The organism is Campylobacter sp. 1569 (assembly GCF_024723675.1).
GTDB lineage: Bacteria > Campylobacterota > Campylobacteria > Campylobacterales > Campylobacteraceae > Campylobacter_D > Campylobacter_D jejuni_C.
This window is the reverse complement of the sequence record NZ_JANQDB010000013.1, coordinates 17,138-41,372: the sequence shown is the minus strand read 5'-3', so window position 1 is coordinate 41,372 and position 24,235 is coordinate 17,138. Positions and strand designations below refer to the sequence as shown.

Below are 24,235 nucleotides of genomic sequence, written 5' to 3'. Positions count from 1 at the left end.
ACTACACCACTTTTATAATTAAACCCCAAAGAAAATTTCAGGTTTTAATCTAAGCATTAAACAATATGCAGCCAAACTAGCTTGTTCTCTTGTGTAGTTTCTATTGCCTTGTATGTGAATGCATTCTTGTAAAAAGGTTCCATCTTTATACATAGCTCCTATGTAGATGGTGCCTGCTTTGGTGTTTTTATCATTTTCTTCTCCAGCCACTCCACTAAGTGCTAAAGCAAAATCACAATTTGTAGTTTTAAAAACCCCTTTTAACATAAAATAAATACAACGATCAGAGTATTCCCCAACACTTTCTAAGGTATCATTACTTACCCCAAGCCAAGAATTTTTCAAACGATTAGAATAAGTGATCAAAGAACCCTCGAACACACTAGAAATTCCTGAATTTTCAGCAAATTTTGAAGCACAAAGTCCAGCTGTGCAACTTTCCGCAAAGGAAATTTTTAAGTTTTTTTCCAAAAGTTTTTTAGCTATAAATTTAATAGGATCATTTCCTAAAAATACTTTGCCTGTAAAAAGTTTAAAAACTCCTTTTAAAAAGCCTTCTAGTTTTCCATACTGACTAGCGCTTGCTCTAATGCAAATGAGATTATCTAACAATGCACTTGAGCTAGTTTGAATTTCAAAAGAAGTAGTAAGTGTACTAAGTAAGATATTTGCACTCGTTTCATCTATATCTAAAAGACAAAAATACGCATAGTCAAGCTCAGGATTTTGTAAAATCATAGGCAATTTTTGCTCTATATTTATGTTTAATAAATTAATATGACATTGCTCAAAAGAACTTAAAAAGGAATTTTTTTCACGCAAAGCTTTTGAAGGCACTAAAGTATCATTTTCTAATATTAAAACATCATCATTTAAGGTTGCTATGATTTTAGCTATGGTTGTATAGTATTCGCTAATGCTAAAAATGGTTATATAGTTATATTCTTTAGAAAGTTTTTCAAGTAAAAAAGGAAGCTCTTTATCGGGTTTGTTTATAAATTTTAGTTCATGAAGTTCTAAAAATTGTTTTTTGTATTCTTCTTGTATATAATGCATATAATTTTCATTGATAATAATTTCACTACCTATAATGATGATAAGATGTTTCATGGTTTTCCTTTTTTTCTTGCGATTATAACAAAAAAATAAGTGCAAATTAAAAGTATTTTAAGTAGAATTTACTATTTTTAAATTTTTCAAGGTGGATTATATGGATTATAAAGATACGCTATTGCTTCCAAATACGACTTTTGCAATGCGTGCAAATTTAGCAGAGCTTGAGCCTAAGCGTTTTAGCAAGTGGTTTGAAAACAACTATGCTTATGATAAAATGAAACAAAAAAGACAAGGGGTAAGTGAGAGTTTTACTCTGCATGATGGCCCTCCTTATGCAAATGGACATTTGCATATTGGCCATGCTTTAAATAAAATTTTAAAAGATATCATCATCAAAATGCATTATTTTCAAGGTAAAAAAGTGCGTTTTACTCCGGGTTGGGATTGTCATGGTTTGCCGATAGAGCAGCAAGTAGAAGTTAAGCTTAAAGATAAAAAGCAAAGTTTAAGCAAAAAAGAAATTCGTGAGTTTTGTAGAGAGCATGCGAGAGAATTTGTAAATATTCAAAGAGATGAATTTAAGTCTTTGGGTGTGATTGCAGATTGGGATGAGCCATACTTGACTATGAAAAATGCTTTTGAAGCAGATATTTACAAAGCTTTATGCAAAATCGCTAAAAAAGGACTTTTGCTAGAAAGAAGTAAGCCTGTTTTTTGGAGCTGGGCTGCTAAGAGTGCGTTAGCAGAAGCTGAAGTAGAGTATGAAGATAAAGAAGATTATTCTATTTTTGTAGCATTTGAGCTTGATAAAACTTCCCTTGAAAAGCTAGGTGTAAAAAAAGCTAAAGCAGTTATTTGGACTACCACGCCTTGGACTTTACCGGCAAATCAAGCTATATCTTTAAATCCAAATGAAAAATATGTTATCACTGAAGAAGGTTATATTTTTGCTAAAGCCTTGCTTGAAAATATGATCAATAAAAACTTCACTCAAGGAAAAATTCAAAAAGAACTTTTAGGTGTTGAATTTGAAAATTTAAGTGCTATTAATCCACTCAATCAAAGAAAATCCACTCTTATTTTAGGCGATCATGTTTTAATGGAAGGTGGTACAGGGCTTGTGCATACTGCACCAGGACATGGTGAGGATGATTATTATGTGTGCTTAAAATATGGCATTGAAGTGATTATGCCTGTAGATGATGGTGGGTGTTATGATGAAACGCTAAGAGCTAAAGGACTTTTACCAGAGCATTTATTAAGCGAGTTTATAGGACTTCATATTTTTAAAGCAAATGAGCGTATTTTAGAATTGCTTGGCGAAGCTTTGCTTGAGAGTTCTAAATTTACACATTCTTATCCATTTTGTTGGAGAACGCATAAACCGGTTATTTATAGAGCTACAAAACAATGGTTTATCTTAATGGATGAGAAAAAGTTAGATGGAAAATCTTTAAGAGAATTAGCGCTAGAGCAGTTAAATAATGTGAAATTTTACCCAGAAAGTGGAGTAAAAAGACTTAGTTCTATGATAGAAAATCGCCCTGATTGGTGTATATCAAGACAAAGAGATTGGGGTGTGCCTATAGCGTTTTTTAGAGATAAAGCAACCAAAGAAGTGATTTTTGATGATGATGTTTTAGATCATTTAGTGGGAATTTTTGAAGCAAATGGAGCTGATGCGTGGTGGGATTTAGAAATAAAAGATTTATTACCGCCAAATAGCAAATATGATCCAAATAATTTAGAAAAAGTTTATGATATTTTAGATGTTTGGTTTGATAGCGGTAGTACTTGGGAAGCAGTATTAAACTCAGCAAGATATGATGCAGGAGAATATCAAGCTTCAATGTATCTTGAAGGAAGTGACCAGCACCGTGGATGGTTTCAAAGCTCACTTTTAATTTCTACCGCGATCAATCACAAAACCCCATATAAAAACATACTTACTCATGGCTTTACCGTAGATGAAAAGGGTCAAAAAATGAGTAAATCTAAGGGTAATGTGATTTTACCTCAAAATGTAGCTAAAAATTATGGGGTAGAAATTTTAAGACTTTGGATAATGCTTAGTGATTATTCAACAGACTTAAAAATTTCAGATAATATCTTAAAACAAGTAAGCGAGCAGTATAGAAAGATAAGAAATACTATAAGATTTTTACTTGCAAATACTAATGATATGGAATTTTTAGAAACAAAAAATTTCACACTTTTAGATAAGTGGATTTTAATGCGCGCAAAAGTTGCTTTTGAAGCATGTGAAGTTGCTTTTGAAAAATATGAATTTGCAAAAGGCTTTAGTGTGCTTTTAAATTTCTTAAGTGCGGATTTAAGTGGAATTTACTTAGATGTGTGCAAAGATAGATTATATTGTAATGCAAAAGATGATGCAAAAAGAGTAAGCGCGCAAAGTGCTATGGTGCTAATAGCTAGAAAACTTTTCACGCTTTTAGCTCCAAGTTTAACTTATACCATAGATGAAGCTTTAGAACATGCAAATGTGGCCATTAAAGAAAATGCTAAAGATGTTTTTGATTTGGTATTAAAAAATGGCTTTGATTATGAGTATAAAATTGAAGATGAATTATTTATAAAATCAAGAGAAAAATTCTTTGAGCTTGTTGATGTGTTAAAAAAAGATAAAATCATCAAATCAACCCTAGAGTTAAGCTTGCAAACAAGCGCAAATGAGCTTTTGAGTGAAGATATTGAAGAAGTAGCTGATTGGTTTATGGTAAGCTCGGTAGAAAGCTTAGATGATAAAGAAGCTTTGAGTGAGTTTAAAATAGATGATCATAGTTTTAAAATCGTGCGTTCTTCATTGCACAAGTGTCCAAGATGTTGGAAGTTTTTAGCAAAAGAAGAAGAATGTTTATGTCCAAGATGCAATAGTGTGGAAAAAGCAAAAAATGTTTGAGCAAGCTTTACCTTTTAGCGTGGTGGTGATTACTTTATTGGGCTTTTTATTTATCACGCTTTTTTTGTTTTATTTGGTTAAAAAATTTAAGGATAAATAATGGTAACTTTAAAAGAAGCTTTGAAATTTTCAAATGAAGAATTAGAAAATCTAAAAAAAGAATTAAATGAAAAAGCACATCAGCAAAAGCATTTGGGTGCTTATGTAGAGCAGTTTTTAAATAAAGATTTAAGCACTTCAGGTGCTGGTGTACCAGTAGCTATAAAAGATAATATTAGTGTAAAAGATTGGGAATTAACTTGTGGTTCTAAAATTTTACAAGGTTATGTAGCTCCTTATGATGCAAGTGCTATTATAAATTTACGTAAAAATAATTTTGCTCCATTTGGAAGATGTAATATGGATGAGTTTGCTATGGGAAGTACGAGTGCGACTTCTTTTTATGGTAAGACTTTAAACCCACTTGATAATACCAAAGTCCCAGGTGGAAGTAGTGGAGGGAGTGCTACTGCAGTTGCTGCGGGGATAGCTTTGGCAAGTTTGGGTTCGGATACAGGTGGTTCGGTAAGACAGCCTGCTGCATTTTGTGGTTGTGTTGGGTTTAAGCCAAGTTATGGAAGAGTTAGCAGGTATGGTTTAGCGGCGTATTCTTCAAGCCTTGATCAAATCGGAGTTTTAACGCAAAATGTTGAAGATGCTGCGATTTTATATGATGCTATTGCAGGTTATGATGAAAAAGATAGCACAAGCGCAAACATAGCTTTTGAACCAACCGCGCCAAAACTAAATGCAAATAAAAAGCTAAAAATAGCTGTGATTAAAAACTATATAGAACAAACTAATGATGATGTAAAACAAGCCTTATTAAAAACCATAGATATGTTAAAAGCAAATGGCCATGAGATTGTTTATAAAGACTTAATGGATTCTACATTTGATGTTGCGGCTTATTATATCATAGCAGCAGCTGAGGCAAGTGCAAATTTAAGCCGTTATGATGGTGTAAGATATGGTAGAAGAAGTGAAAAATGTGACAATCTTAGCCAAATGTATGTAAATAGCAGAAGTGAAGGCTTTGGAGAGGAAGTAAAAAGAAGAATTTTACTAGGAACCTTTGTTTTAAGTAGTGGCTATTATGATGCATATTATATCAAAGCACAAAAGGCTAGAAGATTTATCAAGCAAAAATATGAAGAAATTTTAAATGATTGTGATTTGATTTTTATGCCAGTTGCTCCAAGTGTTGCTTTTGGTTTTAACGATATAAAAACTCCGGTGCAAATGTATTTAGAAGATGTATTTACTATTTCAGTGAATTTAGCAGGACTTGGTGGCATTAGCGTGCCTGTAGGAAAAAATGAAAATGGACTTAATATTTCTGCTCAGCTTATATGTAAAGCTTATGATGAACAAACTTTATTAGATGGTGCTTTGAGCTTGGAAGAAATTATCAAAAACAAATAAAGGAAAAATTATGAAAATCATAAAACGCGCTTTGACTTTTGAAGATGTTTTACTAGTTCCTCAATATTCTGAGGTTTTACCTAAAGAAGTAGATATTAAAACAAGACTTACAAAAAATATCACCTTAAATATGCCTTTGATTTCAGCTGCTATGGATACAGTTACTGAACATAGGGCAGCTATCATGATGGCAAGGCTTGGTGGCATAGGGGTAATCCATAAAAATATGGATATAGCTTCACAAGTTAGAGAGATAAAAAGAGTTAAAAAAAGTGAAAGTGGCGTGATTATGGATCCTATTTATATAGGGCCTAAAGCAAGTGTTAAAGAAGCACTAGAACTCATGGCCGAATATAGAATTTCAGGCGTTCCTGTGGTAGATGAGAATAAAACTCTAATAGGAATTTTAACAAATCGTGATTTAAGATTTGAAACTAATTTTGATAACTTAGTAGAAAATGTAATGACAAAAATGCCTTTAATCACTGCTAAAAAAGGCTCTACTTTAGATGATGCAGAAAGAATTTTCTCTACTAATAAAGTAGAAAAACTTCCAATTGTAGATGAAAATAATCACTTAGAAGGTTTAATCACTATAAAAGATTTAAAAAAACGCAAAGAATATCCAAATTCAAATAAAGACGCTTATGGAAGATTAAGAGTGGCTGCGGCTGTGGGTGTGGGTCAGCTTGATCGCGTAAAGGCTTTAGTGGAAGCTGAAGTTGATGTTATAGTAATGGATAGTGCGCATGGACATTCTAAAGGGATTATTGATACATTAAAAGCGATTAAAGCTGAGTTTAATGTAGATGTAATAGTAGGAAATGTTGCAAGTGCAAAAGCGGTTAAAGATTTATGTGAGGCAGGTGCGGATGCTATTAAGATAGGTATAGGACCTGGTAGTATTTGTACTACACGCATTGTTTCAGGTGTAGGTGTACCTCAAATTTCAGCTATAGATGAATGTGCGATAGAAGCAAGTAAATACGGTGTGCCAGTAATTGCCGATGGGGGTATAAAATACTCAGGCGATATAGCAAAAGCAATTGCAGCAGGTGCAAGTAGTGTGATGATAGGTTCGCTTTTAGCAGGAACAGATGAGAGCCCAGGTGAGTTATTTACTTATCAAGGAAGACAATATAAGAGTTATCGTGGTATGGGAAGCTTAGGTGCCATGCAAAAAGGAAGTTCAGATAGATATTTCCAAGAAGGTACAGCTCAAGATAAACTTGTACCTGAAGGTATTGAAGGTAGGGTGCCTTATGTAGGAAGTATAAAAAGTGTAGTACATCAGCTCTTAGGTGGGCTTAGATCTTCTATGGGTTATGTAGGTGCAGCAGATATCAAAGCTTTCCAAGAAAGAGCTGAATTTGTAGAAATCACCGCAGCAGGATTAAAAGAAAGCCATGTGCATGATGTAACTATCACTGCTGAAGCACCAAATTATAAGGTAAGTAATTAATGGAATTTGAAGATCACATCAAACAAGCTGAGCTTTCTTTGGAAAAACTTAACGATAAAGATTTAGACCTTAAAACTTGTGTAGAAATTTACAAAGAAGGTCTAAAAAGTATCAAACAAGCAAGAGCTATGCTTGAAAATGCTAAATTAGAAATCGAGCAAGTAGATGAGTAGTATTGTAGCTTTACAATTTCCCACTTTGGCTTTGAGTGAATCAAGGCTTGATTATTATCTAAAAGCTGCTAAGGAAAGTGGCGCGAATTTGGTGGTTTTAGGTGAGTACGTTTTAAATAGCTTTTTTAGTGAGCTTAAAACTATGCCAAAAAGTATGATCAAAGAACAAAGTCAAAGCAAAAAAGCAAGCTTGATAAAACTTGCTAAAAAATATGAGTTAAATATCATTGCACCTTTCATAAGTGTAGAAAATGATGGCTTAAAAAAACTATGCTTAAAAGTAGGCCCACAGAATGTAAAAGTTTATGAGCAACAAATTTTAATGCCTTATGCACACTGGAATGAAGAAAAATTTTTTAACAATAAAAAAACTGATAAACTTAAACTTTTTACTTTCACACATGAGGGCTTAAAATGTGCTTTACTTTTTGGATTTGAAGCACATTTTGATATCTTTTGGCAAATGATCATGAAAAAAAAGATAGATTTAGTCATCATTCCCACAGCTAGTACTTTTGAAAGCAATCAAAGATGGCTAGAGCTTTTAAAAACAAGAGCCTTTTTAAACTCAACCAGTATTTTAAGAGTTAATCGTATAGGTAATTTAAAGCAAGAAAATGAGTGGAAATTTTATGGAGATAGCTTTTTTATCAATGCTTTTGGGGAAGTGCAAGAACAACTTGGCGATCAAGAAGAAATGCTTGTAGTAGAAGTTAGCAAAGCAAATGAAGCTAGAAATTTATGGGGTTTTGATAAGCTTATAAAAAATTACGAAGAATAATCTTTTTAGTAAGAAAATATTATTTAAAGGAGTATAATGAGAAAAATTTTATTACAAATTTTTTCTTTTAGTTTTATTTTTATGGGAATTTTTGCTTTAGTTAGGTTTTTGATGATAAAAAATTTAACTAATGAAAGTGAAAATACCTTAATGGTATATGTATATGGACTAGGTCATGATATGAGAACCTTTAGTGCTATTTTTTTACCTCTATTTTTGTGTGGTTTGTTTTCTTATGTAAGTTTGATTTTCAAAGATAGTAAATATCACACTATGGGGGGGGGTAATCGCTAAATTTTATATTTATCTTTCTAGTTTTTATATAGCTTTTATAGCTTTTGTTATTTTAATTTCTGCGTTTATACATTATTATTATTTTCAACTTTATGCAAGCAAAATTGATATTTTTATTTTTGGTTTAAAAGATGATAATACTAAGGCGATATTATCTATAGTTTTTTCTGATTATCCTATTATAAAAGCATTGTTATTAGCTGTAATTTTTAGTATATTTTGTTTTTATCTTAATATTAAAATTCTTAACTTAAAATTAGAGACTATTAAAGTAAAACTAGTATTTTTTATTTTATTAAACATTTTGCTAATTTATGCTTATATTGTAGCGCTAAGAGGACATTTTACTTATAATGCGCTAAGAGCTTCAAGTTATGAATTTAGCACCATAAAAGCTTTTAATGAAATTTCTACAAATCCTTTGATGGCTTTTTCATGGGCATATAAAGAGTATAAAAATCAACAAGAATTTAAAAGCGTAGATATAAAACAGCTTAATCAACTAGAAGAAAAACTTTTTCCTATGTTTGATACTACTTTGACACATCAAAATCATGCTAAAAATCATATTTATATTAACATCATGGAAAGTTTTGGTTTAAATTTAGCTGAGTTTGGCACTGAAAACATTAATCTTTTGGGAAATTTAAAAAAGCATTTTGAGCAAGATATTATTTTTACTAGATTTTTATCTAGTGCAAACAATACCATAGAAAGTTTTAATCGTTTGGTTTTTTTAAGTCCAAATATTATTTCAAATGGATTATATCAAAAAGAAAAATTAGCCTTTACTCCTTTGCAAATTTACAAGAATGCAGGGTATAAAATAGTTTTTGTTTATAGTGGTAATGCTTCTTGGTATAATCTTGGCAATTATTTTAAAAATCAAGGTGTAGATGAAATCATAGATGAAAATACACTGATGCAAGATTTTCCACAAGCTAGAAAAACAAAACATAAATACGGTATAGCTGATGAGTTTATGTATAAAAAAATATATTCTATTTTTGAAAATGCTACAAATCCTACGCTTGTTATTTCTCTTAGTATTTCCACTCATAGACCTTATATACATAAAAGCAGAACACAACTTATCGATGAGAACGCTTTAGATGAAAAAATATTAAGTCAATTTATTATCAGTGATTTTATAGGTGCTTTAAATGCTTATGCGTATGCAAATGATGAATTTGGAAAATTTTTAGATCGCATAAAAGAAAGTAGTTTGAGAGAAAATATTATTATTGCTGCCACAGGTGATCATAGATTTAGAGATATTAAGATGGATATAAAATCCCAAAAAGCTTTTGCATATAGTGTGCCTTTTTATTTATATCTTCCAAAGTATTTAAAAAATGATATTTATTATGATAAAAATCGTGTGGGTTCGCATAAGGATATTTTTCCAACACTTTATAGTCTTACTCTTAGTGATACAAAATATTTAAGTTTAGGAGGAAGAAATATGTTAGCACCTATAAAAAATGAAAAGTTAGAATTTGGTTTTAATGAGTTTGTTTGGATTGATCAAAATGGAGTCTATGATGGAAATAATGGTTATTATTTTGAAAATAATACTAGCATAAAAGATACAAATAAGGCTTTTGAGTTAGATTTATATCATAAAAATTTTTCAAAAAATTATAAAGAGTTATTTCAAAAGCAATTAAATTATAGACTAGTCAATCTCAAAACATCAAATAATAGTGAGTAGATTTTATCTCTAAGGGCTTTTTATATTTTATTTTTAGTAAACAAATGATAGAATTTTGCCTTAAATTTTCAAAAAATTTGAGGCAAGAATGCAAAAAATTCATTTTATAGGTATAGGCGGTATTGGAATTTCAGCTTTGGCGAGATTTTTAAAAGAGCAAGACTTTAAGATTAGTGGTTCTGATATCAAAGAAAGTAAAATCACAAAAGAATTAGAAAAAGAAGGCATAGATATAAAAATTCCTCATCATAAAGACAATGTTAAAGATGTGGATTTAGTAGTGTATTCAGCTGCTATTAAAGAAGACAATGAAGAATTAATTAGTGCAAAAAAACAAAACATCACAACACTTTCAAGAAAAGAAGCCCTGCCTATGATTTTAAAAGACAAAAGAGTTTTTGCGGTTGCTGGAGCTCATGGTAAAAGCACGACTTCAAGCATTTTAGCAAGCTTGATAGAAGCTTCTGTGATTATTGGTGCGGTGCTAAAAGAAAGCGGTACTAATATGCTTTATAAAGAAAGTGAAAATCTCATCTTTGAAGCTGATGAGAGTGATAGTTCTTTTTTAAATTCAAATCCTTATTTAGCTATAGTGACTAATGTTGAAGCAGAACATTTAGATCATTATGGAAACGATCTTGAAAAACTACACAAAGCTTATGAAGACTTTTTGCGTTTGTCTAAAATTCAAGTGATTAATGCTGAAGATGAGTTTTTATCAAGTTTAAATTTAAATAACGCTAAAAAACTTTACCCAAGTAAAGATATCACTAATATTTACATGAAAGTAGAAAATTTTAAACCAAAAACCTATTTTACACTTAAAGATTTAGGTGAATTTAGCGTTTTTGGTATGGGTGAGCATGTGGCGATGGATGCTGCTTTGGCTATTTTGGCTGCGAGTGAATTTATAAATATAGAAGAGCTAAAAACTAAGCTTTTAAAATATCAAGGCATTAGAAAAAGATTTGATATTTTATTTGCAAATGAAAATATGGCTTTGATTGATGATTATGGGCATCATCCAACAGAAATCAAAACAACACTTAAAGCAGCAAGTGAGTATGCAAGGCTAGCTGGATATAAAAAAATCATAGCTATTTTTGAACCTCACCGCTATACGCGTTTAAGTGCAAATATAGAGTATTTTAGTGAAGTTTTAGCAAATGTTGATGAGCTTTATATTTTACCTGTGTATGCAGCAGGGGAAGCTCAAATAGAAATTAATATGCAAAAATACTTTCCAAAAGCTAAATTTATAAAAGAAATCAAAAGAGAAGAAAGCGCTATTTATCTTGATGATGAGTTGATTGAAAATGGCTTGGTAATTGGTTTTGGTGCAGGAGATATAAGCACAAAGCTTAGGGGAAAGTATGTTTAAGATTTTTTTATATATCTTAGCTTTTTTTGCGATTTTACTTTTTTTCATTTTTTTGCGTAAAAAAATAGGCAAGATTAGTAATTATCTTTTGATTTTAGTGTTGATTTTAATGATTGCTTTTGCGATTAAATTTGAGCTAAGTGCTACAAGAAGTGGTGTTTTAAAAAAAGAAACGCTCAATGCATTTTTACAAGGACAAAGTCTAATTTGCAAAGATATTAATGTCACTAAAGAGTATTTTAACTTTGAGCATGGAACGCAAAGTTTTATTTCAAATGGTAAAAATAAACAATTTAAAGCCTATGTTTTTGATATAAAAGATTGCAAGGTAGATAAATAATGCAAGAGCAATTTTTTAAAAAGCTAGATTTAGATGGCTATATAGAAGACTTTAGGGGACTTTTTGCAAGAGATAAAGAAATTTTTTTACAAGGTGATAGTAAGCTTCATTATAAAAGAATCAATGAGCTTTCGCTGATTGATTTTAATCCTCCGCCTATGATAGAAGAGTTAAATAGTGCTTTAACTCATCTTAGCAAGCAAGGAATTTTACATTTAAGTCAAAGCTTTGAATTTATTAAAATCTGTATGTATTTTAGATACTTAAAGGGCTTAAAATTTGAAGAAAGTTTAAAAGAATGGCTTTTAAAAATAGAAATTCCACAAGCTATTTTAGAACTTTTTGAGTATTTTGATGAAAAGGGTGAGATTAAAGAAAGTGTTGATGAAAGACTTGTTAATCTAAATTTAGCTCTAAAAATGAAAAAAGAAAGCTTGGTAGCTGAGTTTAAAAAACTTACCTATACTAAAAGTCTTAGTGCGTATTTAATCGATACTCAAATCCATCTTATCAATGGTATGGAAGCTTTGCTTTTACGCGGTGGGTTTAATCATGTCTTAAAAGCAAAAATCATAGGTAGAAGTAGTGGTGGTGGATTTTATGTGGTGCCTTTGAGTGTAGAAAAAATCCAAAGTCAAATAGATGAAATCAAAGATGCCAAAGAAGAAATTTTTTATGAATATGCTAAAAAAATCAGCTTAATTTTTTACAAAAATTTGATGTTTTTGAAATTTATCAACAATGCTTTTGATTTATTTGATCATTATAGCGCTAGAGTTTTGATGGCTAAAAAACATGATTATGAGTTTGTTTTAGCTGATAGTTCTAATAATTTAAGCTTATATAACTTCGCACATCCGGCTTTAAAAAATGCAAAAAGCGTCAATATAGAATTTAATAAAAAAGTTTTAATCATCACAGGTGTAAATGCAGGTGGTAAATCTATGCTTTTAAAAGGAATTTTAAGTGCAGCTTTACTTGCAAAGCATTTGCTTCCTATGAAAATTAACGCACAAAAAAGCCAAATAGGAAATTTCAAAGAATTTGATGCGATTTTAGAAGATCCGCAAAATGTAAAAAATGATATTTCTACTTTTGCGGGGAGAATGTTGCATTTTTCTAAGCTTTTGGGTAAGAAAAATGTTTTATTAGGGGTTGATGAGATAGAGCTTGGGACAGATTTTGAGGAAGCTGCGTGTTTATATACTGAGCTTATTTCTAAGCTTTTAGAACAAGATAATAAAATCATCATCACAACCCACCATAAACGCCTTGCTATGCTTTTGGCTAAAAATTCACAAGTTGAACTCATTGCTGCTTTGTATGATGAGGAATTATCGCGCCCAAAATATGAGTTTTTAAAAGGTACTATAGGTAAATCTTATGCATTTGAAACAGCTTTAAGATATGGCATAAGTGCAAATTTAGTGCAAAATGCTAAAAAGCTTTATGGAGAAGATAAAGAAAATTTAGAAGAAATGGTAAGTAAAAACATCAATCTTGAACTTTCTTTACGCAAAAAAAATGAAGAGCTTGAGAAAAAAGAAGCTAAGGTAGATGAAATTTTACTTTCGCTCAAAGATCAAAAAGAAAAAAATGAGCAAGAATTTAAAAAGCTTGTTTCTAATTTAGAATTTAAATATCACAAAGCCATAGAAGAAGCTAAAAAAACGATAAATCTAAAAGATATTAAAGAAAAACAAAGAAGTTTAAACAAAGCCAATGAACTTAAAAAAAGCATTGTTTTACTAAGTATGGAGCAAAATGAAGAACTTAGGGTGGGGGATTTTGTTAAATATGAAAAAATCAAAGGCAAAATCACTGCAATTTCAAAAAATGATGCGATGATTCAAAGCGATGGTTTAAGTTTGCGTGTGCCTTTAAAGCTTCTTAAAAAAAGCAATCAAACCCCCACACAAAAGGTAAAATCAAGTGTTAATATAACCCGTCCAAGTGCTTTAAATATGACTTTAGATTTACACGGCTTAAGAAGTGATGAAGCGCTTGAGAGATTAGATAAATTTATCTCTGATGCTTTGATAGTGGGTTTTGATGAGGTGATAGTTTATCATGGTATAGGCACAGGAAAACTAGCTTTTGCGGTAAAAGAGTTTTTAAAAGCTCACAAAAGTGTAAAAAGCTTTAATGATGCTCCGATTAATCAAGGTGGTTTTGGTGCTAAGGTGGTTAAGCTTTAAGTAAAATTATAGTAAAACCTTTAAACAATAATGAGGTTTAATAATGAAACAAGTGATGATTTTAAGCGGAGCAGGTTTGTCTGCTCCAAGTGGTATAAAGACTTTTAGAGCTAGTGGTGGGCTTTGGGAAGAGCATGATGTGATGGAAGTTTGCTCTGCAACTGGCTTTAGAAAAAATCCTAAAAAAGTTTTGGAATTTTACAATAAAAGAAGAAAAGAACTAGCTAGTGTTAAGCCAAATCACGCACATGAAATCATCGCTTTATTAAAACAAAAATTTCCAAAACAAATTAGCATTTTAACGCAAAATGTAGATGATTTATTAGAGCGAGCAGGTTGTGAAGAAGTGGTGCATTTGCATGGTTTTTTATCTGAACTTAGGTGTTTAGAGTGTGAAAATATTTTTAACATAGGCTATGAAAGTAGTGATGATAAAATTTGTCCTAAATGTCAAAGCAAAAGTGTAAGGCACAATATCGTGATGTTTGAAGAAATGGCACCAAATTATAAAATTTTATATGAAAAATTACAAAATTGCGATTTATTTGTATGTATAGGTACAAGTGGGCAGGTTTTACCCGTGGGAGAGTATGCAAGAGTATGTAAGCAAAGCATATTAAACAATCTTGATGAGGATAAATATTTAGAAAGCAATTTTACTAAAGTTTATATAGAAGATGTTTGCACAGCTATTGATAAAATCAAAACGGATATAGAAAATTTCTTGGAAGAAAAATGTTAGAAGTAATCTTACAAGGTATAGTTTTAGGTATGGGTGTGTCTGTGCCTTTTGGGCCTGTAAATATTTTGATCTTAAATACTGCTTTGTCTTCTTTTAAAAATGCTTTTTGTGTTGGACTTGGTGCTTTAAGTGCTGATATACTTTTTTTGATTTTGATTAATCTTGGGCTTTTAAGCTTTGCAAATAATGAATTTTTTTATAAAATACTAGCAGTTTTTGGCTTTTTCTTTTTGAGTTTTATGGTATTTTTAATGCTAAGAAAAACAAGAAAAGTCGATCTTAACAAGGTAAATAAAACTCATCCTTTAAAAGGTTTTAGTAAAGGATTTTTTTTAAATGTTACAAATCCTTATGTTATAGGTTTTTGGGTGAGTGTAGCAGGACTTAGCATGCAGAGTAAAAACTCTTTTGCCTTGCTTTTTGGTTTGGTGGGTTTTATTGTATTTTGGATTTTTACTTTATCTTTTTTTGTGTCTAAATTCAAAGCCCTTGTGAAAAACAAACATATATTTTACATTAATCTTTTTTCAGCATTTATTTTAGAGTATTTTGCTCTTTCTATGCTGTATAAAGCTTTTATAGGATAAAACATGCAAGTAGTTGAAATTTTTAAAGAATTAAGTAAATTTAAATCTATCACCCCAGATGATGATGGAGCATTAAATTATATTGCAGTGGAATTAAGTGATTTTGAAGCTTTTTTTATAGAAAAAGAAGGTGTGAAAAATCTTTTGCTGACTAAAAAATTTAGTGATGATGGCGAGCATTTAGCTTTTGGCGGGCATGTGGATGTAGTGCCTGCGGGAGAGGGTTGGAGTAGTGATCCTTTTGAGCCTTTAGAAAAAGATGGGTTTATTTATGTAAGAGGCGCACAAGATATGAAAAGTGGCGTGGCTGCTTTTATGTGTGCGGTTAAGGAGGTAGAAAATTTCAAAGGAAGAATTTCACTGATTTTAACAAGCGATGAAGAAGGTGAGGCTAAATTTGGCACGCTTGAAGTGCTTAAATTTATGCAAGAAAAAGATATGTTACCTGATTTTGCTGTGGTTGCTGAGCCAACTTGTGATAAAAAATTTGGAGATAGTATTAAAATAGGGCGTCGTGGTTCTATTAATGCAAAATTACTTATCAAAGGTAAGCAAGGTCATGTAGCATACCCGCAAAAATGTATAAATCCTGTGCATAATTTTGCTTCTGCTTTGAAATTTTTAGCAGGATTTGATCTTGATCCAGGTGATGAGGTATTTGCACCATCTAAAATTGTCATTACTGATATACGCGGTGGTATGGAAGTGTGCAATGTAACCCCAAATGATTTAAAATTAATGTTTAATGTAAGAAATTCTCCACAAACTAGCTTAGAAGATGTAAAAGCTTATGTAGAAAAGACTTGTGAAGGACTTGATTATGAGTTGTGTTTGAATCAAAGTTCAAAGCCTTTTTTAACACAAAGTGACTCTAAAATCGTACAAAAGCTAAATGAGAGTGTACAAAAAATCACTCAAGTAGTGCCAGAACTTAACACCAAAGGTGGTACAAGCGATGCAAGATATTTTGCTGAGTTTGGCGTGAAGGTAGTAGAATTTGGTGTGTGTAATGATAGAATTCATGCTATTGATGAGAGAGTGAGTGTAGAAGAACTTGAAAAATTGTATTTAATTTTTAAAGACTTGATAGAAAATTTTTAAAGGTTTAGAATGATTGAGGAAATTTTAAAAGATAGTGATTACAAACTAGATCTATTTAGTAAAAAGCTAATTGCTGAATTGGAAACTAAAATTATAGTTAAAACAAACAAAAATAATCAAATTATATACTATACTAATTGTCTTATCCGCGATAAAGAAATTAAACTCACGCCAGAAGAAATTGTGCGTCAACTTTATATCGATAAACTTTTAAATGAATATAACTATCCTAAGGATATGATAAAAATTGAATTTGGTGTGCATTTTGGACGCGAAGTAAAAAGAGCTGACATTGTGATAATGGATAAAATCCAAATTACAACCCCATATATCATTATAGAAGTAAAAAAGCCGAAGTTGAAAGATGGCAAAGAGCAGTTAAAAAGTTATTGTAATGCTACAGGTGCAACTATGGCTGTGTGGTGTAATGGTAAAGAAATTAGTTATTATCATAGAAAAGATCCAAATTATTTTGAATCTATTCCAAATATTCCTGCATTAAACCAGACATTACCAGATCTGTTGAAAGTGAAATTTACCTTTGATGATTTGATTAAAGAAGATATTTTAAAAAGTCAAAAGCGAAGTTTAAAGAATTTAGTTACAGAAATGGAAGATGAGGTGTTGGCAAATGCCGGAGTTGATGTATTTGAAGAATGTTTTAAACTTATATTTATAAAACTTTTTGATGAATTAGATGGTGCAAGAGATAGAACAAAGAGTTTAGAGTTTAGAAATTATGGAGAATCTGATTCTGAACTTAAGCAAAAAATAGAAAATCTCTTTGATAAAGCAAAGAAAAAATGGGGAGGTGTGTTTTATAATGATGAGAAAATTAAACTTTCTCCTTCACACCTAAGTGTGTGCGTGTCATCATTGCAAAATACAAAGTTATTCAACTCAAATTTAGAAGTGATTGATGATGCTTTTGAATATCTAGTGAATAAATCCTCAAAAGGTGAAAAAGGGCAATATTTTACTCCGCGTTATGTGATAGATATGTGCGTAAAAATGCTAAACCCTAAAAAAGATGAAAGTATGATAGATACTGCAAGTGGAAGTTGTGGATTTCCGATACATACTTGTTTTTATGTGTGGCGTTCAATTTATAAAGAAAGAGGTATAGAAGCAAGTCATCTCTTTACAGCTGAAGAAAAGATTTCTGAGTGTCAAGATTATGTAAAAGAAAAAGTATTTGGTATAGATTTTGATGAAAAAAGCGTGCGCGTATCAAAAATGCTTAATCTAATCGCAGGTGATGGGCATACGAATGTCTTGTATTTAAATTCCATTGACTTTGATAGATGGGATGAATGGGTAAGAGATGATGAAGATTGGCAAGATGTGTATTTTGAGGGATTTAAACGCTTAAAAAAATTAAGAGCTACTAAAAACCAAAATAGGGATTTTAATTTTGATATTTTAATGGCAAATCCACCTTTTGCCGGAGATATAAAAGAAAGTAGAATTTTAGCTAGATATGAGTTAGGTAAAAAAGAAAATAGCAAACCTCAAAGTAAAGTAGGAAGGGATATTTTATTTATTGAACGAAATTTAGATATGTTAAAGCCTGGTGGTAGAATGGCTATTGTATTACCACAAGGGCGTTTTAATAATTCAAGTGATAAATATATAAGAGAATTTATCGCACAAAAAGCTAGAATCTTAGCGGTTGTAGGACTTCATGGAAATGTCTTTAAGCCACATACTGGGACAAAAACAAGTGTATTGTTTTTGCAAAAATGGGATGATAGATTATGTCCAAAGTGCGAGGACTATAATATCTTCTTCGCTACTATGAGTGAGCCTAGCAAGGATAATTCAGGTGAGAAGATTTATTACCCACTTTTAGATTCTCATGATCATTTAGTGGTAAAACATGATTTATTTCATCCGCATTTAGAAGGAGATGAGCCTATAAAACAAAAAGATGAAAGCCAAGAAGATTTTGATAAAAGAATGCAAGAATATAGGTTAAATGTAGAAAAATACAAAGACTTGCAAAAAGATGGCATAGCGGAAGCTTTTATTGAATTTGCAAAGAGTGAAAATTTGAGTTTTTGGAAAGAATAAATATGACAGAGCAAAAATTTTTAGAATTAATTGCAACTGATGAAAGCACAAAGAGGCTTAAACATAGAGAAAATTCACAACTTGAATTTAAGGCAAATTTTAATAAGGCAGATTTTGCACTATATGCTAAAACATTAGCAGCTTTTTCAAATAATCAAGGTGGGATTATTGTATTTGGCGTTAAAGATAAACCAAGGGAGGCAATAGGCATGACAAATAATAATCTTGAAAATTTGGATAACAAGGATTTCTCAAATTTTTTAAATGAAAGTTTTGCGCCAGAAATTATTTTCAATATACAAACTTTTAATGTAGATAATAAAACTTTTGGAATAATAGAGGTTAAAGAAGGATTGAACAAGCCATTTATTTGCATTAAAAACAATGGAAAAAAACAAGAAATTTTAGAAGGAGAAATATATTATAGATATAGTGGAAGAAGCGAAAAAATTAAATATCCCGAACTAAGAAATATTTTAGATAAAAATTTAGAAATAGAGCGCCAAAAGTGGATGGAACATATAGAGAACATAGCCAAGATAGGTCCAAAGAATGTTAAAATGCTAGATTTGCTTCGTGGAGAAATAGATAGTGGCAATGGAAAAAAAATAGTCATAGATAAAAAGTTATTGGAGAATCTAAATTTAGTTGTTGAAGGCAAGTTTGTAGAAAAAGAAGGCGCTCCAGCGCTTAAACTTATAGGAACTATAGAGAATGGAGAAATTATGGCGCCAAATTTAAATCTTGAAAAAGATTTTTATACCACGAAAGAATTGCTAGAAAGATTAGGTTTAAACATAACTCATCATTATTTTAGAGGTATTCTAGCTGAATATCCTATCATACAGCAAGATGTTAAATATTTTCAACAAAAGAAAAATCAAAAATATTATAGTAAATTTTGTTTCGATTTCTTGAATCAAAAAAAATTATCAGATGATGATATAAAAGAACTTTGTAAAAAACACAATATTTGGAAAAAAAATGGAAAATAATCTTAGTCAAGCTTTGCAGGAAAAATACCCACATTTAGAAGTGAGCGTATTACGCCTGAGTGAAGTTCAAAAGGATAATGAGAAAGATAGAATAGACGCTGAATTTTTTAGTAAGAATTTTATTGTTGCATATCAAAAAATTAAAAATATGAATTACTTGCCATTGTATGAATGTTTAGAATTATTAACAGATTATCACGCTAATGGAAATTATGAACTGCTAAGTAGTAATGTAACATTACAAGATACAAAAGATTATGCTTATATGATTAGAACTACCGATTTGGAAAAAATGGATTTTGAAAATGAAGTTAAGTATATTTCAAAACATGCTTATAACTTTTTATCAAAAACAAAAGTTTTTGGCGGAGAAGTCGTAATTAACAAAATAGGTAATCCAGGTGCTTCATATTTTATTCCATTTTTAAATAAGCCTATAAGTTTAGGCATGAATTTATTTTTATTAAGAACAAATGATAAGTTAAATTCTGCATTTTTGTATATTTTTCTAAATACTAATTTAGGAAAGATAATTATTGAGAGAAAAGTTAATGGGGCTGTCCCTCAAACAATAGACAAGGAAGCAATAAAATCTTTACCAATTCCCATTCTTCCTATAGAATTTCAGCTAGAAATTGAAAAAATGGTAAAAGATTCTCATAAAGCATTAGAAGAAAGCAAGGAATTATATAAAAAAGCAGAGGAAACTCTATACCTTGAGTTAGGGCTTGATCCGAAAAATCCATTACAAAGTTTGCTAGATTCTAAAATAGATCATTCTACAAAATCACTCAATATCTCTATACGCACATTAAAAAAATCTTTTTTAAAAACAGGGCGATTGGATAGTGAGTATTATCAAAAGAAATATGAAATAAATGAGAAAATTATAATGAATAAGAAATATACTATATTAGATAATTTGGTAAGCATCACAAAGTCAATAGAGCCGGGTTCGAATTTATATAAAAATAAAGGAATACCTTTTATAAGAGTTGCAAATTTGACACAATATGGGTTAAGTGAAGGTGATGTTTTTTTAGATGAAAAAGATTTTTTTTCACAATATTTACAAATTTTATATCCGAAAAAAGATACTATTTTATTTAGTAAAGATGGGAGTGTTGGTATTGCGTATTGTGTAAAAGAAGATAAGGAAGTTGTAACTAGTAGTGCTATTTTGCATTTAAATATAAAAGATAAAGAAAATATTTTACCCGAGTATCTAACATTGTTTTTAAATTCTATTTTTGCAAAGCTACAAGCACAAAGAGATTGTGGTGGATCTATAATATCTCATTGGAGGATTGAAGACATTAAAAAGATTTTAGTGGCAATACTTGATATTAAAACCCAAGAAAAAATTGCAAAATATATACAAGAAAGCTTTAATTTAAGGAAAAAATCTAAACAATTATTAGATAATGCAAAAATTAAAGTAGAAGAGCAAATACAAGGAAAAACATGATTATCAATGGGCAAAAGCTTGGGTTAAAAGAGCTTAGATTTATGGATTATGTTAAAGAAAAGCAATTAAAAATAGAGTTTATTGCCTTAGAGTTAAACGGAGAAATTATCCCAAGGGATAAATTTGAAAATTTGATTTTAAAAGAAAATGATAAAGTAGAGATTGTTACTTTTGTAGGTGGTGGTTGATGAGAATTAAATTTAATGGTAGTATGATAAACACGCATTTTAAAAACACTTTGGAATTTTTTCAAAGTGTGAGTAAAAATGAAAATGATGTATGGATAGTCAATGGTTTTGCAACAAAAGAAAGTTTGGAGTTAAATGAAAATGATGAGCTTTTTTGTATAGAAAAAAATACTTTACCACCATATGAAGCTCTTGATGCGATGATGAGGGCAAGACATACTCCAAAACTTCATAATAAGCTTAAAAAGGCAAGTGTGGCAGTGTGTGGACTTGGTGGACTTGGCTCGCATATAGCTATAAATTTAGCAAGAAGCGGGGTTGGTAGGCTTCATTTGATTGATTTTGATGTGGTTGAGCCAAGTAACCTTAATCGTCAAGCTTATATGGTGGAAGATTTGGGTAAATTTAAGGCTGAAGCTTTAAAAGATCAAATCGCTAAAATTAATCCTTTTATAGAAGTATTTGCACAAGTTTTAAAAATAGAAAAAGAAAATATAGCCGAGCTTTTTACAAATGATGATATAGTTTGTGAAGCCTTTGATAGTGCAAAATATAAAGCACTTTTAGCGCAAAATTTTCACCAACACTATCCTCAAAAAACATTAATTTGTGCTTCTGGCTTAGCAGGATATGGCGATAGCAACAGCATACAAACAAGAAAAATTGCAAAAAACTTTTATGTTTGTGGTGATTTAAAAAACGAGGCAAAGGTAGGCAATGGACTTATGGCACCGCGTGTAAATATTTGCGCAGGACATCAAGCAAATTTAGTTTTAGAACTTTTAGCGAGCGAGTAATGGAAAAATTAAAAATAGGAAAATATGAGTTTAATTCCAGGTTTATTCTAGGTTCTGGGAAATTTTCTTTTGAGCTTATAAAATCAGCCATTGAAGAAGCAAAAGTTGAGATTATCACCTTAGCTTTGCGTAGGGTAAATGATAAAGGTATAGAAAATATACTTGATTTTATTCCAAAGCATATTAAGCTTTTACCAAATACTTCAGGTGCAAGAAATGCTAATGAGGCATTGCGTATAGCAAGACTTGCAAGAGAGCTTGGTTGCGGAGATATGATTAAAGTTGAAGTAATTAGCGATAGTAAATATTTATTACCGGATAATTATGAAAGTGTAAAAGCAGTAGAACTTTTAGCAAATGAGGGTTTTACACCTTTAGTTTATATGTATCCTGATTTATATGCAGCACGTGCTATGGCTAATGCAGGAGCTGCTGCTATAATGCCTCTTGGAGCTCCTATAGGAAGCAATAAAGGTTTAGAAACTAAAGAATTTATACAAATTTTACTTAATGAAATTAGCTTACCTATTATAGTAGATGCAGGTGTAGGAAATCCTGCACAAGCTTGTGAAGCCATGCAAATGGGAGTAAGTGCAGTGATGGCAAATACCGCCATAGCTCAAGCTAAAGATGTAGCAAAAATGGCAAAGGCTTTTGCGTTGGCTATAGAAGCAGGATATAATGCGTATTTAGCAGGCATAGCAAATGAAAGCACGCCAAATGCAAGCTCGCCTTTGAGTGGTTTTTTAAGAGATTAAAATGCAAAAATATCCTCATATGCAAAGTATTGAAAGTGAGATTTTAACTAAGGTTTTAAAAGAAGTTGAAAATTTTGGTGAAAGTAAATTTAGTGCTTTTGATGTAAAACAAGCTTTAGCTAAAGATTATCTTAACATAGATGATTTAAAAGCTTTGCTTTCAAGCACAGCAGAAGATTTCATAGAAGACTTAGCGCAAAAATCTAGTAAGATTACTCAAAAATATTTTGGAAATTCCATTTCACTTTTTACACCTTTATATCTTTCTAATTTTTGCAATAGCAAATGTATCTATTGTGGATTTCAAAAAGGAAATAACATTAAAAGAGCTAAGCTAAACGAGGCTGAAATTCACAAAGAAATGCAAGAGATTAAAAAAAGTGGCTTGGAAGAAATTTTACTCTTAACAGGTGAGGGCAGGGAATATACTAGCGTAGAATATCTTGCCAAAGCTTGTGAGATAGCAAAAGAGTATTTTAAGGTAGTTGGAATTGAAGTTTATCCTATGAATGTAGATGAGTATGCATTGCTTCATGAAAAGGGTTGTGAATATGTGAGTGTTTATCAAGAAACTTATAATCAAAAAACTTATTCTAAAATTCACATTGAAGGTGAAAAAAGTGTATTTGAGTATCGTTTTTATGCGCAAGAGCGAGCGTTAAAAGCGGGTATGAGAGGGGTTGCTTTTGGAGCTTTACTTGGTGTGGATGATTTTAGAAAAGATGCTTTTGCTACGGCTTTGCATGCGTATTTTTTACAGCAAAAATATCCTCATACTGAAATAGCTTTATCTATTCCTAGATTAAGACCTATTATCAATAATAAAAAAATTCATCCAAAAGATGTAAACGAAACAAGACTTTTGCAAGTTTTGTGTGCTTATAGATTGTTTTTGCCTTTTGCAAGTATTACTATTTCTACGCGTGAAAGAGCAGGTTTTAGAGACGGGGTTATTAAACTTGGAGCTACTAAAATGAGTGCAGGTGTGAGCGTGGGAGTGGGTGAACATCAAGGTGATAAAAAAGGCGATGATCAGTTTCAAATTAGTGATATGCGTAGTGTTGATGAGGTTTTAGCTATGCTAAAAAATGCAAATTTGCAAGCTATAATGAGCGATAGTATTTATGTGGGATAAAAAAATCATTGCTATTAGCGATAGTCAAAATACTCAAGGAGATTTTTTAAATTTTGTTGAAAAGCTAAGTCAAAGTAGTGTTGATGCTTTAGTGCTTAGAGAAAAACATTTAGATGAGTTAGAATATACTAAATTAGCCAAAGAAGTATTAAAAATTTTTAATAAAACTCAAAAGATTTGCTTTTTGCATTATCATTATGAAGCTTGTTTGAAATTAAATCATCAATTTTTTCATGCTCCTTTATTTGTTTTACAAAATTACCCACAAAGCTATAAAAAATTTGAGCTTTTGGGTACTTCCATCCATTCTAAAGAAGAATTAGATTTAGCTTATAAGCTTAAATCAAATCATGCTTTTTTTGGGCATGTATTTAAAAGCTCATGTAAGGCTGATTTGACTCCAAAGGGTATAAAAAATTTAAAAGATTTGTCAGAAGTTTCAAAAATACCCATTTATGCCATAGGTGGTATAAATACTCAAACTATAAATCACTTAAAAGATTTAAATTTAGCAGGTGTGTGTATAAGAGAAGCTTTGTATAAAAGTGAAAATGTAGAAAATTATATTTTAAGATGTAAAGATCTTTTAGTCCAAAAGGACTAAAAGA

At 30.8% G+C, this 24,235-nt stretch carries 22 protein-coding genes; 21 read left to right on the top strand and 1 reads right to left on the bottom strand.

Annotated elements, in window-relative coordinates:
- Positions 1-18: 18 nt before the first annotated feature.
- Complete coding sequence (locus CAMP5060_RS06735; protein WP_337218124.1) at positions 19-1,110, bottom strand: CinA family protein; 1,092 nt, start codon at positions 1,108-1,110, stop codon at positions 19-21.
- Positions 1,111-1,210: 100 nt separating this feature from the next.
- Between CAMP5060_RS06735 and ileS the strand changes: the two genes are divergently transcribed.
- The 21 genes from ileS (at position 1,211) to CAMP5060_RS06630 (ending at position 24,231) form a co-directional block, all read left to right on the top strand.
- Positions 1,211-3,976, top strand: a complete 2,766-nt coding sequence (gene ileS / locus CAMP5060_RS06730) for an isoleucine--tRNA ligase (protein WP_337218123.1) — start codon at positions 1,211-1,213, stop codon at positions 3,974-3,976.
- A 99-nt stretch (positions 3,977-4,075) separates the two neighbouring features.
- The gene (gene gatA / locus CAMP5060_RS06725) at positions 4,076-5,440 is read left to right on the top strand and encodes an Asp-tRNA(Asn)/Glu-tRNA(Gln) amidotransferase subunit GatA (RefSeq protein ID WP_337218122.1); all 1,365 of its coding nucleotides are present in this window, start codon (positions 4,076-4,078) and stop codon (positions 5,438-5,440) included.
- A gap of 10 nt (positions 5,441-5,450) precedes the next feature.
- Positions 5,451-6,902, top strand: a complete 1,452-nt coding sequence (gene guaB / locus CAMP5060_RS06720; protein WP_214100539.1) for an IMP dehydrogenase — start codon at positions 5,451-5,453, stop codon at positions 6,900-6,902.
- On the top strand, positions 6,902-7,075 hold the full coding sequence (gene xseB, locus CAMP5060_RS06715) for an exodeoxyribonuclease VII small subunit (protein ID WP_039664347.1): 174 nt from the start codon (positions 6,902-6,904) through the stop codon (positions 7,073-7,075). Before guaB ends, xseB begins: the two co-directional genes overlap by 1 nt.
- The gene (locus CAMP5060_RS06710; protein WP_087700887.1) at positions 7,068-7,856 is read left to right on the top strand and encodes a carbon-nitrogen hydrolase family protein; all 789 of its coding nucleotides are present in this window, start codon (positions 7,068-7,070) and stop codon (positions 7,854-7,856) included. Before xseB ends, CAMP5060_RS06710 begins: the two co-directional genes overlap by 8 nt.
- Before the next feature lie 36 nt (positions 7,857-7,892).
- Positions 7,893-8,150, top strand: coding sequence for a hypothetical protein (locus CAMP5060_RS06705; RefSeq protein ID WP_214136068.1), 258 nt, complete (start codon positions 7,893-7,895; stop codon positions 8,148-8,150).
- A gap of 190 nt (positions 8,151-8,340) precedes the next feature.
- A complete protein-coding gene (locus tag CAMP5060_RS06700) occupies positions 8,341-9,864 on the top strand; it encodes an LTA synthase family protein (protein ID WP_337218121.1) in 1,524 nt (507 codons plus the stop codon).
- 88 nt (positions 9,865-9,952) lie between these two features.
- Positions 9,953-11,245, top strand: a complete 1,293-nt coding sequence (murC, locus tag CAMP5060_RS06695) for a UDP-N-acetylmuramate--L-alanine ligase (protein WP_214100543.1) — start codon at positions 9,953-9,955, stop codon at positions 11,243-11,245.
- Positions 11,238-11,585 (top strand): hypothetical protein, encoded by a 348-nt coding sequence (locus CAMP5060_RS06690; RefSeq protein ID WP_214100544.1) that lies wholly within the window; start codon positions 11,238-11,240, stop codon positions 11,583-11,585. Before murC ends, CAMP5060_RS06690 begins: the two co-directional genes overlap by 8 nt.
- A complete protein-coding gene (locus tag CAMP5060_RS06685) occupies positions 11,585-13,783 on the top strand; it encodes an endonuclease MutS2 (RefSeq protein ID WP_214100545.1) in 2,199 nt (732 codons plus the stop codon). Before CAMP5060_RS06690 ends, CAMP5060_RS06685 begins: the two co-directional genes overlap by 1 nt.
- 43 nt (positions 13,784-13,826) lie before the next feature.
- Positions 13,827-14,525 (top strand): SIR2 family NAD-dependent protein deacylase, encoded by a 699-nt coding sequence (locus tag CAMP5060_RS06680; RefSeq protein ID WP_337218120.1) that lies wholly within the window; start codon positions 13,827-13,829, stop codon positions 14,523-14,525.
- Positions 14,519-15,112 carry a LysE family transporter gene (locus CAMP5060_RS06675; protein WP_039628698.1) on the top strand — a complete coding sequence of 198 codons (594 nt, stop codon included), beginning with the start codon at positions 14,519-14,521 and terminating at the stop codon, positions 15,110-15,112. Before CAMP5060_RS06680 ends, CAMP5060_RS06675 begins: the two co-directional genes overlap by 7 nt.
- 3 nt (positions 15,113-15,115) lie before the next feature.
- On the top strand, positions 15,116-16,213 hold the full coding sequence (dapE, locus tag CAMP5060_RS06670; RefSeq protein ID WP_337218119.1) for a succinyl-diaminopimelate desuccinylase: 1,098 nt from the start codon (positions 15,116-15,118) through the stop codon (positions 16,211-16,213).
- 9 nt (positions 16,214-16,222) lie between these two features.
- Positions 16,223-18,286: an N-6 DNA methylase gene (locus tag CAMP5060_RS06665; protein ID WP_337218118.1), complete on the top strand. Its 2,064-nt coding sequence runs from the start codon at positions 16,223-16,225 to the stop codon at positions 18,284-18,286.
- 2 nt (positions 18,287-18,288) lie between these two features.
- The gene (locus CAMP5060_RS06660) at positions 18,289-19,281 is read left to right on the top strand and encodes an ATP-binding protein (RefSeq protein WP_337218117.1); all 993 of its coding nucleotides are present in this window, start codon (positions 18,289-18,291) and stop codon (positions 19,279-19,281) included.
- Entirely contained in the window at positions 19,271-20,749 is a 1,479-nt protein-coding gene (locus tag CAMP5060_RS06655; protein ID WP_087700878.1) for a DNA methylase, read from the top strand. Before CAMP5060_RS06660 ends, CAMP5060_RS06655 begins: the two co-directional genes overlap by 11 nt.
- Positions 20,746-20,937 carry a sulfur carrier protein ThiS gene (gene thiS, locus CAMP5060_RS06650; RefSeq protein WP_337218116.1) on the top strand — a complete coding sequence of 64 codons (192 nt, stop codon included), beginning with the start codon at positions 20,746-20,748 and terminating at the stop codon, positions 20,935-20,937. Before CAMP5060_RS06655 ends, thiS begins: the two co-directional genes overlap by 4 nt.
- Positions 20,934-21,734 (top strand): thiamine biosynthesis protein ThiF, encoded by an 801-nt coding sequence (gene thiF / locus CAMP5060_RS06645; RefSeq protein ID WP_337218115.1) that lies wholly within the window; start codon positions 20,934-20,936, stop codon positions 21,732-21,734. The genes thiS and thiF overlap by 4 nt, the downstream gene beginning before the upstream one ends.
- Complete coding sequence (locus tag CAMP5060_RS06640; protein ID WP_337218114.1) at positions 21,734-22,492, top strand: thiazole synthase; 759 nt, start codon at positions 21,734-21,736, stop codon at positions 22,490-22,492. The genes thiF and CAMP5060_RS06640 overlap by 1 nt, the downstream gene beginning before the upstream one ends.
- A gap of 1 nt (position 22,493) precedes the next feature.
- Positions 22,494-23,627: a 2-iminoacetate synthase ThiH gene (gene thiH / locus CAMP5060_RS06635; protein ID WP_337218113.1), complete on the top strand. Its 1,134-nt coding sequence runs from the start codon at positions 22,494-22,496 to the stop codon at positions 23,625-23,627.
- Positions 23,617-24,231, top strand: coding sequence for a thiamine phosphate synthase (locus tag CAMP5060_RS06630; RefSeq protein WP_087700873.1), 615 nt, complete (start codon positions 23,617-23,619; stop codon positions 24,229-24,231). The genes thiH and CAMP5060_RS06630 overlap by 11 nt, the downstream gene beginning before the upstream one ends.
- Positions 24,232-24,235 lie beyond the last annotated feature (4 nt).

Excerpts from the sequence above, each read along its gene's own strand:
- CAMP5060_RS06735 (WP_337218124.1), bottom strand. The coding sequence starts at position 1,110 with ATGAAACATCTTATCATCATTATAGGTAGTGAAATTATTATCAATGAA.
- ileS (WP_337218123.1), top strand. The coding sequence starts at position 1,211 with ATGGATTATAAAGATACGCTATTGCTTCCAAATACGACTTTTGCAATG.
- gatA (WP_337218122.1), top strand. The coding sequence starts at position 4,076 with ATGGTAACTTTAAAAGAAGCTTTGAAATTTTCAAATGAAGAATTAGAA.
- guaB (WP_214100539.1), top strand. The coding sequence starts at position 5,451 with ATGAAAATCATAAAACGCGCTTTGACTTTTGAAGATGTTTTACTAGTT.
- xseB (WP_039664347.1), top strand. The coding sequence starts at position 6,902 with ATGGAATTTGAAGATCACATCAAACAAGCTGAGCTTTCTTTGGAAAAA.
- CAMP5060_RS06710 (WP_087700887.1), top strand. The coding sequence starts at position 7,068 with ATGAGTAGTATTGTAGCTTTACAATTTCCCACTTTGGCTTTGAGTGAA.
- CAMP5060_RS06705 (WP_214136068.1), top strand. The coding sequence starts at position 7,893 with ATGAGAAAAATTTTATTACAAATTTTTTCTTTTAGTTTTATTTTTATG.
- murC (WP_214100543.1), top strand. The coding sequence starts at position 9,953 with ATGCAAAAAATTCATTTTATAGGTATAGGCGGTATTGGAATTTCAGCT.
- CAMP5060_RS06690 (WP_214100544.1), top strand. The coding sequence starts at position 11,238 with ATGTTTAAGATTTTTTTATATATCTTAGCTTTTTTTGCGATTTTACTT.
- CAMP5060_RS06685 (WP_214100545.1), top strand. The coding sequence starts at position 11,585 with ATGCAAGAGCAATTTTTTAAAAAGCTAGATTTAGATGGCTATATAGAA.
- CAMP5060_RS06680 (WP_337218120.1), top strand. The coding sequence starts at position 13,827 with ATGAAACAAGTGATGATTTTAAGCGGAGCAGGTTTGTCTGCTCCAAGT.
- CAMP5060_RS06675 (WP_039628698.1), top strand. The coding sequence starts at position 14,519 with ATGTTAGAAGTAATCTTACAAGGTATAGTTTTAGGTATGGGTGTGTCT.
- dapE (WP_337218119.1), top strand. The coding sequence starts at position 15,116 with ATGCAAGTAGTTGAAATTTTTAAAGAATTAAGTAAATTTAAATCTATC.
- CAMP5060_RS06665 (WP_337218118.1), top strand. The coding sequence starts at position 16,223 with ATGATTGAGGAAATTTTAAAAGATAGTGATTACAAACTAGATCTATTT.
- CAMP5060_RS06660 (WP_337218117.1), top strand. The coding sequence starts at position 18,289 with ATGACAGAGCAAAAATTTTTAGAATTAATTGCAACTGATGAAAGCACA.
- CAMP5060_RS06655 (WP_087700878.1), top strand. The coding sequence starts at position 19,271 with ATGGAAAATAATCTTAGTCAAGCTTTGCAGGAAAAATACCCACATTTA.
- thiS (WP_337218116.1), top strand. The coding sequence starts at position 20,746 with ATGATTATCAATGGGCAAAAGCTTGGGTTAAAAGAGCTTAGATTTATG.
- CAMP5060_RS06640 (WP_337218114.1), top strand. The coding sequence starts at position 21,734 with ATGGAAAAATTAAAAATAGGAAAATATGAGTTTAATTCCAGGTTTATT.
- thiH (WP_337218113.1), top strand. The coding sequence starts at position 22,494 with ATGCAAAAATATCCTCATATGCAAAGTATTGAAAGTGAGATTTTAACT.
- CAMP5060_RS06630 (WP_087700873.1), top strand. The coding sequence starts at position 23,617 with ATGTGGGATAAAAAAATCATTGCTATTAGCGATAGTCAAAATACTCAA.